The following is a 10943-nucleotide window of genomic DNA, read 5'->3' as shown; positions in this document are numbered from 1 at the left end:
GCGGGTCGTACCACTGAACCGACGGTCTGGGTGCCGAGCGCCATCGGCACGATGCCGGCCGCCACCGCGGCCGCCGATCCGCTCGACGAACCGCCGGGCGTGTGCTGCGGATTGTTGGGATTGACGGTTGGCCCCGGGCTGCGCCAGGCAAATTCAGTGCTCACCGTTTTGCCGAACACGATGCCGCCAAGCTGTTTGATGCGCGCCACGATCGGCGCGTCCTGATCCGGGATGTGGTCGGCATAGACCCGTGATCCGTTGGTGGTCGGAATGCCGGCCGTCGCGATGATGTCCTTGATGCCGATCGGGATGCTGGCGAGCGGTCCCTCCCCGCCCGTGAGCTGTTCTCCGGGCAGCCGATGACAGAACGCCTTCAGCCAAGGCTCCACCTCGTCGGCGCGCTGGGTGCAACTGGCAATGTAGTCGGCGGGGCTCAACGTTCCTTCACGGAACGCGCGATGGACTGCGAGCAGTCCCAGCGGATGCGACATGGTTGAGATCGTCCTTGAAACGCAAAAGAAGACGCCGGCGATCGCCTCCGATCGCCGGCGTAATGGCCTCGGTTATTTCAGCGCGAGCGCCGGCTTGACGTAGTCCTGAATGACGAAGTCCTCGTACTTCGGCGCCTGCTTCAGATTGCCGAGCGCGATCTGGGTCTGCATCGCGGTCTCGTAGGCCTGCAGAGTTGTCTGCACGCTGCTCGGATAGACGTTTTCGGCGATCATCCGACGGACGGCCGCCTCGACGATCTTCGGATCCAGCGTCGGGAATTCCTTCTGGGCGATCGCGACCGCATCATCGGGATTATTCTTCATGAAGCGCAGCGCCAGCTCCATCGCGTTGACCACCGCCTGGGCATCCTTCGGATCGACGTTCTTGCGAGCGGTGATTGAGGAGAACGCATACGGACCGTAGGCTTTCGGGAAGCCGATCACCACCTTCATGCCCTTCGCCACCACCTGATCCAGGCCCGGCTCATACAGCACGGCCACCTTGGCCTGACCGCCGAGGAATGGCCCCGGCTCGGAGCCGATCTGCACCTGCAGCAGATCGACGTCGGTGTCAGGCTTCATGCCGTTGTCCTTGAGCAACTTCATGAACAGCGAGGTGCTGGTGGTCGGCATCAGGCCGGCCACGACCTTCTGGCCCTTCAGATCCTGGAGCGTGTCGTATTTGAAGTCGGGCGCCGCAGCGACCCACACCGCGGCGCCATTCACCACGTTGCAGATGATGCCGACATCGGCGCCCTTCGAGTTGGCGATCGCGGTCCATTCCGGGCCGTGGATCGAGAACGACGCACTCCCCGACAGGACTGCGGACAACGCTGTGGTCGGCGAGCCTGCGGTCTCCTTGTCGACGTCGAGGCCCTGCTGCTTGAAGAAGCCCTTATCCAGCGCGACGTAGAACGGCAGGTAGAGCATGGACTGGAAGGCCTGAGAGATTTTGACCTGCTTGGCCATCGCGGCGGTGGGTACCACCGTCGAAGCTACTAACGACGCCACGACGGTGGCTGCACCGACAAGTCTTCCGATCGAACGCATAAGGTTTCGGCTCCGAGGTTGGGTGAAGGATGTGGTGGGAGTTGGTGCGGCCGCGTCTAGGCCTGAATCCGGACGTGTCCGGTGTCCTGCTTCCAAGGCAGCAGATAGCGCTCGAGCGCATCGATCCCGTGATAGAGCACGAAGCCCATGAACATCAGGACGAACAGGCCGACCCAGACCGAGTTGAGATCGTAGAGGCTCGATGCGTTGTAAACGAGATGGCCAAGGCCACGCTTGGACGAGATGAACTCCCCGACCACCGCACCGACCAGAGCAAAGCCGATGTTGATCCGGAAGGTCGCGATGATCGCCGGCAGCGACGACGGAACGACCACGCTGTAGAAGATCTGGTGTTTGGAGCCGCCCATCGACAGCATCAGCGACTGCAGATCCTTATCGCTGTCTTTGGCGGCTTGGTACGCTGCGATCAGCGCCACCAGCGCCGTCATCGACACCACCAGCACCACCTTCGACAACAAGCCTGTGCCGAACCACAGCAGGATCACCGGGGCGAGAGCAATCTTCGGAACGCTGTTGAGCGCCACGATGAAGGGCTCGACCATCCGGGCGATGAAGGTCGAGTACCACATCGCCAGACCGAGAACCGAACCGACGATGGTGCCGACCACGAAGCCGATCAAAGCTTCGTAGAGCGTGTAGCCGCTGTCGACGAACAGCGACCCGTCGAGCAACTGGGTCTCGAACCGCACCCAGATCCCCGACGGCTTCCCGACCAGGAACTCCGAAATCCAGCCCATGCGGACTCCAAGCTCCCACAGCAGGAAGAACGCGACCACCGCGAGCGCCTGCAGCGCGGTGCGACCGAGATGCGTGTCGAACGTGACGACCAGACGCTGGGTCAGGCTGATCGTTTCGCGATTGGGCCGGATGGCAGTGCCGCCGGTGCGGGGTACGACGTCTGTTGCGCTGGTCATCAGTTGGACTTCACTTTTCGGGTCTGAATGTCGAGCTCACCGCAGAGCATGTGGAAATAATCGGAGAAGCGGTGATCGCTGCGCGCCTCCACGGGACCGGTGCGCTCGATGTCGATGTGATGGACATTCTTGACCCGCGTCGGCCGCCCGCTCAGGGCGACGACGCGCTTGGACAAGGCGACCGCTTCGTCGACGTCGTGGGTGATCAGAATGACAGTCTTGTTGAAGGTCTCGACCGCCTCCATCAGCACGCCTTCGAGATAGAGGCGCGTCTGGTAGTCGAGCGCGGAGAACGGCTCGTCGAGCAGCAGGATGTCGGGATCCATGATCAGCGTCCGGATCAGCGCCACACGCTGGCGCATGCCGCCCGACAAGGTCTTGGGATAGGCCTTCTCAAATCCCGAAAGACCGAAGGTCGACAGATATTCCCGCGCAGTGTCGAGCGCTTCGGCATCGGCGACGCCGCGCACGCGCAGGCCGAGCAGCACGTTCTCCAGCACCGTCCGCCAGGGAAACAACAGATCCTTCTGCATCATGTAGCCGATGCGGCCGCGCAGACTGCTGACCTGCTCCCCGCGATAGATCAGGCTGCCGCTATCGGCATTCAGTAGTCCCGCGATCACGTTGAAGATCGTCGTCTTGCCGCAACCGCTCGGCCCGATGATGCTGACGAAATCGCGCTCGTAGATGTCGAAGGACAGTCCGTCGAGAACTGGCACCGGGCCCCCTTTTCCGGGAAACACCTTGCGGACGTCTCGAACGCTGAGTTGGATCTGCGGCTCTGCCATGGATTTGCTCCTTTGCGAATGCTTTGCAAAGCCCATGCCAGCACATTCGACAAAGGTCGAAGAACGCCAATTCCCGCTGCAGCGCAGGCGATTAGCGAAAGGTCGCCTGCCCTCGCGGCATATGCCGCCGCCGTGCTTCGCCCCATCCCGCCGCTCAAATGCATTGTGCATTGTGCACACCGAAGCGGCACCGGTCCGGGCGCGTTCTGTGATATCGAGATTGAAACGACGACTAATCCGCGCGCGATACGAAGCTGCCCACGGCAGCCTCGTGATCGCCTCGGCGATCGGCACTTAAGGGAGTGAAAGATGCGGAGACGTGGACAGCCCACGACAGTCCGCCAGCATGTCCTGCTCGATCTGCGGACCAAGATTCTGCAGGGGCGCTATCCGGCCGGCACCCGGCTGCGGCAGGAAGAGATCGCACGTCAGCTCGACGTCAGCACGACGCCGGTGCGCGAAGCATTTCGCGACCTGCTGTCGGAAGGGCTGATCTCACTCGACGCAAGGCGCGGCGCCGTCGTTCGCGGGCTGACGCTGGACGACGTGCAGGAGATCTACCAGATGCGGATGCGCCTGGAGCCTCTGTTGGCCGCCCGCTCCTTCGATCGTGTCACTGACGACGATCTCGCCCGCGCCGACGCCTGCCATCGCAAGATGTGCGGCAAGGTCTCGGCGCAAAGCTGGGCCAATCTCAACGAGGAATTTCACGCCGCCCTGACCGGCAACACCACCGGCGGCCGCCTCGGCAGCGTGGTCTACAACCTTGCCCATGCGGCCTCGCCTTATGTCGTCCTGTCGCTGTTCGCCGATCCGGACATCCGCGACATGAACAACCGCGATCACGCCGAACTGCTGGCGCTTTATCGCAGCCGCGACCGAGACGGTGTGGTGGCAACGACCGAGCGCCATCTGGCGCAGACACTGCGGCTGATCGAACAAGAGGCGCAACTGAAGTTGGCGCCCACTCCGGCAGACGTCAGCGAACTGCTCACCGCGGCTCGTTGAGGCCGAGGGACCGACGCTACGTCCCTGACACCCAGGCCAGCAGCAGCGCGAAACCGGCGAGACCGACGGTGACGTGGGTGCCGAGCAGGACGTTAGCGCCGACCGGCGAGCGCCGCGCCAGCGCGGCGATGAAGCCGGAGAAGGCCGATACCGCGAACAGACCGGCCGCGATCTTGCCGAAAGAGACGCTATCCGTCGTCGCAGCTCCATCCGGCGTGCCGTGCAACAGCATAACGAGCGTCTCGAGCCCGCCAAAGCCAAGCAGCATGTGCAGCGCGACCAGCCCCTGCTTGCGGTCACCGCGCAGATAAAGCAGCCCGAGATACAACCCCAACGCCGTCGCCGCGCTGAGGATCACCAGCACAGGAGCCACCGTCATTCCGCCTCCGAAGCCGTTTGAATGGAACGGAGCGATTTAAGCATGACGGAGGGAACTTGAGAACAGATCCGAAAGAGCGTTGTCTCGCCGTCATTCCGGGGCGCGAGCGCAGCTCGCGAACCCGGAATCTCGAAGTCGTTCTGGGGAGCGCCGCCACTAAGCCGTGCCCGTTTCAGATTCCGGGTTCGCCGCTCCGCGGCGCCCCGGAATGACGGCGGCCAGCCCGACGTCCCAAGCCAAGTGCGACCGCCTACGCCACCGACTTGGCGTGGGTGAGCTGGTTGATCTTGCGGATGTGCTCCACGGCGTCCTGGGCGGCCTGGGTGTGGGTGAACAGCTCCAGCTCCTCGACCTCGTGGTCGCCGACCGGGGTGATCGCGGTGTCGGTGTAGCTCATCCGGTTCGGGTCGCTGCGGATCTTGCGGCGCAGGCCGTCGATCCAGAACCAGTGCCGAACGTTCTGCACCAGCTTGCGGGCCCCCTCGGCGATCAGCTTCGGATAGAACACCAGCGCCGGCTCGACTGGCAGCGACGGGCGGCGGTCCAGCCGATATTTCAGCCGGATGATGCCCCCCTGCAGCGGGTGCACCTTCTCGATCCGGACCATCGACGAGAACAGGAAGATCATCGACGCCAGCCGTGACACGCCGACACCGGTCGCGGCGGCGCGGCGCATCATCCGTTCGATGTGCTCGGCCGAATAGTACAGCTCCCAAGCCTTGAGATACGCGCCCTGCCACTCCTCCCGGCTCATCTTCGGATGCGGCGTGACCACGTGTTCGATGTCGAACCGGTTGAGATCGCTGTCCATCGCCACGCCCTGATTGAACAGGCGCTGGTGATCCTCGGAGCCCGGCAACGGCGTCAGGCAGAAGAACTCGAGGATGTCGAGCGGCAGCTCCTTTTGGATGATCGCAATATCTTCGGCGATGCTCTCCGGCGTATCGTGCGGGAAGCCGAGGATGTAACCCGCATAGGTGATCACCCCGGCCTTCTTCCAGGCCAGCAGCATCTGCCGATATTCGGTGATCTTGTTCTGACGCTTCTTCGCCGAGGCGAGATTCTGCGGGTTGATACTCTCCAATCCGAGGAATGTACGGACCACGCCCGCAGCCCGCGCCTTCTCGATGAAGCCATCGATCTTGTGGCACAGCGTGTCGACCTGGATGACCAGCTTGATGTCCTTCTGCCCAGTCGCAGCAAATTCGCGGCGCAGCGCGGCGAGCCGATCGAGGATCACCTCCCAGTCCTTGTTGCGGGCGAAATTGTCGTCGGTCATGAAGAACCAGTTGACGCCCTGCGCCATGTTGGCGCGCACCAAGCGCTCGATATCGTCGGCGCTGCGGCCGCGCGACTTGCGGCCCTGGACGTTGATGATGGTGCAGAACGAGCACTGATACGGACAGCCGCGGCCGGCATCGAACGAGGTTTGCAGGCTGAACGTCCCCTTGAGGAATTTGCGCGGCAGCACCGGCGTCGGCACGCCCTCGAGGCACGGTAGGTCGTTCAGGTAGTTGTACAGAGGCTTCAGCGAGCCGCTGGCGGCGTCACGCAGCAGCTCGTCGCAGCGGCCTTCGAGCTCGCCGGCATACAGAGTGACGCCGAGGTCGAGCGCCTGCTGCAGATCGGGCTGGATCCCGGGGAGCATCGCGATGCAGCCGGAGACGTGGAAGCCGCCGATTGCCACCGGCACGCCGGCGGCCCGCAGCGGCCGGGCGATATCCATCGCGCGCGGGAACTGATTGGACTGAACCCCGACGATGAACACCAGCCCAAAGAAGTCTTGGGCCCGGAACCGCTCGATGACCTGCGGAATACGCGTTCGGGTGTTGATCTCGTCGGCGGCGGTAATGTCGATCTCGACGTCGCCCAACGCTCTGCGTTGCCGGGCGTCCTCCACCAGGCTGTAGACTACCGCCAGTGAGTTGGAGGGAATGAATGACCTGAACCACTGAATGACGTAGCCGTCGTCATCGTAATGCGACGGTTTGATCAGTGCGATCTGGAACCGCTTCGACGGCCGCGCCGCCGGTTGCACACTCGCCATTGCCGCCCTCGCCTGCTCTCGCAACCGAAGGCGATCCCGCCTTCGGCCTCCCGCTTAGAGCTTGGCTCAGGTCGCCGGGCGCTGGCAAGGACGCCCGGCACAACTCACTCAATTATCACTGCAAGCTAATCGCATATGCTGCAGCCGTGGTACTAACCGTGCGCTAACTGAACAGCGGCCGACTTGGTGAGACGGAACAGCAACACTGTGTCTCACTTTGCACAGTCGTCAAGGACCTCATCGGCGGTAAGCAGTCACTCCGGCTTCCGTACCGTTACATGAAGGAACTGAGCAAGTTCCTGGTCGAACCCCTTGCCTTCGCTGGTCTCGACCGCGACCGATGCCCAAGTGCCAGCTTCCGCATAACGCCCACGAAGCCACTCCTCGGACGGGTAATTGTAGTAGCGCGCGAGCTTGTCCCGCCCCTCGCTGTCGCCGGACTTGTAGCTGGCATAGAACAGTCCGCCAGGCTTCAGTGCCCGCCAGATCAGTTTCAGCACGTCGGCAAGCTCATCGCGCGGCACGTGCAGCAGACATGCGTGAGCCCAAACCGCGTCGTAAGCGTCGATCGCGTCGAGCTGATGGAACAGCATGGTGCGGACCGGTCGCCCGAGCCGGCGCGAAGCCTCAGCGGCGAGTTCCGGGGAGCCGTCGGTCGCATCCACATCGAAGCCGGCCGCGAGCATCGCTTCGGCCTGGTAGCCAGCCCCGCAGCCGAGCTCGAGGATCTTGGCGCCGGCCGGCAGTTCGCCCAGAAATTTGGTCAGCGTCGCGCTCCGCGGCTGACGCTCGGCGTAAGCGGTGGCGTTACCGCGGTAGAACCGCAGCGTGTCGTCGTCGAAAGCTTGAGTCATGTCAGGTTCCAAAAATGACGTGGCTCCCGCCCAGAGGACGGGAGCCACTCCACAGCAAAGCGAGGCGGCTAATCGACCCCGCCAGTATCAGGCAAGCCGAGCATCAGCCGCATGTTCTGCACGGCGGCACCGGAGGCGCCCTTGCCAAGATTGTCGAGCCGCGCCACCAGCACCGCCTGGCGGTGCGTGTCGCTGCCGAACACGTAAAGTTCGAGCTGATTGGTGTCGTTGAGCGCTTCCGGCTCGATCCGGCCGCCCGCGTACGGCGCAGCATCCAGCGGCGGCACCGACACATAGGTGCTGCCGGCATAACGCTGCGCCAGCGCGGCGTGGAGGTCGGCGACCGCCGGCTTGCCCGGCAGCGTATCGAGATGCAGCGGCACCGATACCAGCATGCCCTGACGGAAGTTACCGACCGAGGGAATGAAGATCGGCCGCCGCGACAGAGCGGAGTACTTCTGCGTTTCCGGCAGATGCTTGTGCGCGAAGCCGAGGCCATACAGCTCGAACGCCGGCGCGGTACCCGCCTCGTAGGCCGCGATCATCGATTTGCCGCCGCCGGAATAGCCGCTGACGGCGTTGATCGTCACCGGATAGTCGGCCGGCAGCAGACCGGCGTCGACCAGCGGCCGCAGCAGCGCGATGCCGCCGGTCGGGTAGCAGCCGGGATTGGCCACCTTCTTGGCGGCGCGGATCTTGTCGGCCTGGTCCGGCGCCAACTCGGCGAAGCCATAGACCCAGTCCGGCGCGACACGGAACGCGGTCGAAGCGTCGAGCACCTTCGGGCCTGCCGCGCCGAGCTCGTCGATCAGCGCCACCGTCTCCTTGGCGGCATCGTCCGGCAGGCACAGGATGACGAGATCGACTTCGGCCATCAGCGCGCGCTTGGCGCCGGGATCCTTGCGCTTGTCGTCGGGGATGTCCTTCACGGTGACCTGGCCGTGGCGGGCCAGCCGCTCGCGGATGCCGAGGCCCGTGGTGCCGGCGGCGCCGTCGATGAACACCACCGGCTTGCCGCTCGCAGCCTTCGCCTGGCCTGGGAGGGTGCTGTCGGTCAGGGTCATGTGAAGCTCCTTGATCAAGCGGGTTCGCCGGCGAGTGCCGGCACGGTGTAATCCAGATGCGGCCGTAGCGCGACCATCTCGGCCGCGATTTCCTGCGAGCCGGCGTCGGGCTGGCGCGCCAGCGCGGTGGCAACCGCGACGTGATCGGCGTCGGACTTGTGCTGGTTGAGCTTGAAACTGCCCGCCACCGAATCCACCCGCATCATCACCCCGACGATCGCCTGCTTCATCGCATTGCGCCGGCCGGCCGCCATCTTGGCAATGGTCCACGGCCGCTTCGGCGCCAGCGCGGTCTCGAACACGGCGCTGACGTCGTCGAGCTGCGCCTCCAATTCGCTGGCCGACATCACCGCCGCGGGCCCGGTCAGCTGCACGCTGCGATACAGCCAGGTCGGCACCTGGTCCGGCGATGCGTACCAGTCGGCGGACACATAGGCATGACCGGCGGTCACCGCCATCAGCCACGGGGTGCGAGCGTCGGCGCAGCGCGCCAGCGGGTTGTTGCGCGCGATGTGGAACGACAACAGCGGGGTGCCGTCGCTGGCATATTGGATCGCGAACGGCAGCGGCGAAGCGATCGGCCCGGCGGCGTCATGGGCGCAAGCGAGGCCGAAACCGCGCGCCGCCGCGAACGCAAGGCAGGCGGACCGGTCGGGCTTGAACTGGGGTGGCGCATACATGGCGATAAGCTCCTGGTTTGAACGGGAGCCGCCGGATCGATTGCGCGTAAGGGGGATTTGAAGCTCACCTGCCGCGGACCGTAACCGGCGGCAGGGACGACGCTGTCAGACGCGCGCGTCAACCCATGCCGCGGGAATGCGGCGGCGGGCTTTTGCGGTGGTGAGCGCGTTGAGCCTGGCGCGTTGATAGGAGCGGTTACGTACCAGGTCAACCCATGACGCGCGCAGATCTCGGTCTCGCTCATGACGGCGCTGCCGCACGCATAGCTTGCCAATCGCGCGATGGGGCTGTATTTCCCGGCGCACTGGTCGGCAGTTCACCAAGGCGTCGCTGTCCCTTCGGGGAAGCTAAACCTGCCTGTTTCCTTGATCGGCAGACACTTATCCCGTGCCGCCGTCGTAAGTCAGCGACCAACGACATTCATCGTTCGGCACGATCGAGGATGAGGTCATGACCAGAACTGCTTTCCCGTTCGCCACCCAGGATGTGTCCGCACTGGCGCGCGCGCTCAACCGCGAACTCGACGCCCAGGGCCACAAGCTCGGCCATGTCGAGATGCTGAACCTGCTGGCGCGCTCGGCCGGCTATCGCAACTTCCAGCATTTTCGCGCCCAATTCGACGCTGAGGACATGCTGCAACGCCAGCCCGAACCGGAGCCGATCGCCGATCTGCAGAAGGTCGCGCAGGCCACCCGTTACTTCGATGCGAGCGGCGTGCTGACACGATGGCCGAAGAAGGCCAGCCATCGCCTGCTCTGCCTATGGGTGATGTGGTCGCGCGTGCCGGCGGGACGCGAGCTCAGCGAGAAACAGCTCAATGAGCTTTTGCTCGGCCATCACGGCTTCGGCGATCACGCGCTGCTGCGCCGCCTGCTGTGCGACTACGGCCTGATGACCCGCACCCGCGATGGCCGGGTGTATCGCCGGGTCGAGCAGAAGCCGCCGCCGGAGGGCGTGGCGCTGATCCGCCACCTCGCTCCGCGGCTAGCGGCCTGAGCCCCCGGCCCTTGCGAGAAGCACCCGGATCGGCGCTCCGCGACGAAGCAATCCGGCTCCTCAGATTGAGCTCTGGATTGCTTCGCTGCGCTCGCAATGACGAGATTCTCAGGTCTCGGGAACGATCTCAGATCACCGGATTCCACGGCGACGGCACCAGGCGGTAGCCGTCGGCGGTCTTTTCGACGTGGCCCATCGCCGGGAACGGGAAATGGAAGCCCTGCACCCGCATCTTCTCGGCGGCGAGCATGTCGTAGGTCTTGCGGCGGGTGGTCTCGGCCATCGCCGGATCCTGATCGAACATCAGGTGCCAGCCCGGATGCGTGACGAACAGTGCCGGCACGTTGGTGACGTCGGACTGGATGAACACCTTGTCGGCCCCGGACGACAGCACGAACGAGGTGTGGCCGGGCGTGTGGCCGCGGGTCTCGACCGCCAGCAGGCCGGGCGCGACGTCCTTGCCCCACTCGTAGGGCGTGACCTTCTTGTTGAGCCCGGTGTCGAACACTTTCCGCGCGGTCTGGAATACGCTCTGCATCCGGCCCGCCGGCGCGCGGCTCATCTCGCCGTCGTCCATGAAGTATTTCCACTCCGCCGCCGGGACCAGCCCCTCCGCGGTCGGAAACGCCGGCTTCCCCGACGCCTCCGCC

General features: G+C 64.5%; 12 protein-coding genes. 2 read left to right on the top strand and 10 right to left on the bottom strand.

The features are described from left to right. The 4 genes from DYI24_RS12970 to DYI24_RS12955 form a co-directional block, all read right to left on the bottom strand. Positions 1-491 (bottom strand): amidase family protein (locus DYI24_RS12970; protein WP_246701243.1); only part of this gene is annotated, 491 nt, incomplete at its 3' end. A gap of 72 nt (positions 492-563) precedes the next feature. Then, on the bottom strand, positions 564-1541 hold the full coding sequence (locus tag DYI24_RS12965; RefSeq protein WP_164572577.1) for an ABC transporter substrate-binding protein: 978 nt from the start codon (positions 1539-1541) through the stop codon (positions 564-566). A 56-nt stretch (positions 1542-1597) separates the two neighbouring features. After that, positions 1598-2476 carry an ABC transporter permease gene (locus tag DYI24_RS12960; protein WP_164572576.1) on the bottom strand — a complete coding sequence of 293 codons (879 nt, stop codon included), beginning with the start codon at positions 2474-2476 and terminating at the stop codon, positions 1598-1600. Continuing rightward, positions 2476-3558, bottom strand: a complete 1083-nt coding sequence (locus DYI24_RS12955; protein WP_349627772.1) for an ABC transporter ATP-binding protein — start codon at positions 3556-3558, stop codon at positions 2476-2478. The genes DYI24_RS12960 and DYI24_RS12955 overlap by 1 nt, the downstream gene beginning before the upstream one ends. 15 nt (positions 3559-3573) lie before the next feature. Between DYI24_RS12955 and DYI24_RS12950 the strand changes: the two genes are divergently transcribed. Next, positions 3574-4272, top strand: a complete 699-nt coding sequence (locus tag DYI24_RS12950; protein WP_164572575.1) for a GntR family transcriptional regulator — start codon at positions 3574-3576, stop codon at positions 4270-4272. Positions 4273-4288: 16 nt separating this feature from the next. Here the strand turns inward: DYI24_RS12950 and DYI24_RS12945 are convergent, their stop codons facing one another. The 5 genes from DYI24_RS12945 to DYI24_RS12925 all read right to left on the bottom strand — a co-directional run bounded on the left by DYI24_RS12945 (position 4289) and on the right by DYI24_RS12925 (position 9296). Next, entirely contained in the window at positions 4289-4651 is a 363-nt protein-coding gene (locus tag DYI24_RS12945; protein ID WP_011158044.1) for a hypothetical protein, read from the bottom strand. A gap of 250 nt (positions 4652-4901) precedes the next feature. Continuing rightward, the gene (locus tag DYI24_RS12940; RefSeq protein WP_164572574.1) at positions 4902-6698 is read right to left on the bottom strand and encodes a B12-binding domain-containing radical SAM protein; all 1797 of its coding nucleotides are present in this window, start codon (positions 6696-6698) and stop codon (positions 4902-4904) included. Positions 6699-6952: 254 nt separating this feature from the next. Then, entirely contained in the window at positions 6953-7552 is a 600-nt protein-coding gene (locus tag DYI24_RS12935) for a class I SAM-dependent methyltransferase (RefSeq protein ID WP_107355589.1), read from the bottom strand. 68 nt (positions 7553-7620) lie between these two features. Beyond that, on the bottom strand, positions 7621-8616 hold the full coding sequence (gene argC, locus DYI24_RS12930; protein WP_164572573.1) for an N-acetyl-gamma-glutamyl-phosphate reductase: 996 nt from the start codon (positions 8614-8616) through the stop codon (positions 7621-7623). Positions 8617-8630: 14 nt separating this feature from the next. Next, on the bottom strand, positions 8631-9296 hold the full coding sequence (locus DYI24_RS12925; protein ID WP_164572572.1) for an FMN-binding negative transcriptional regulator: 666 nt from the start codon (positions 9294-9296) through the stop codon (positions 8631-8633). 451 nt (positions 9297-9747) lie between these two features. Here DYI24_RS12925 and DYI24_RS12920 point away from each other — a divergent pair, with 451 nt between their 5' ends. Continuing rightward, the gene (locus DYI24_RS12920) at positions 9748-10293 is read left to right on the top strand and encodes a DUF2087 domain-containing protein (protein WP_164572571.1); all 546 of its coding nucleotides are present in this window, start codon (positions 9748-9750) and stop codon (positions 10291-10293) included. Positions 10294-10420: 127 nt separating this feature from the next. Here DYI24_RS12920 and DYI24_RS12915 read toward each other — a convergent pair. Continuing rightward, the coding region (locus tag DYI24_RS12915; protein WP_164572570.1) for an MBL fold metallo-hydrolase at positions 10421-10943 on the bottom strand (523 nt) is incomplete at its 5' end.

It is taken from the genome of Rhodopseudomonas sp. BR0C11, from assembly GCF_010820945.1.
GTDB lineage: Bacteria > Pseudomonadota > Alphaproteobacteria > Rhizobiales > Xanthobacteraceae > Rhodopseudomonas > Rhodopseudomonas palustris_H.
Note: the sequence above shows the minus strand (reverse complement) of the source record. Positions and strands in the feature narration are given on the sequence as shown.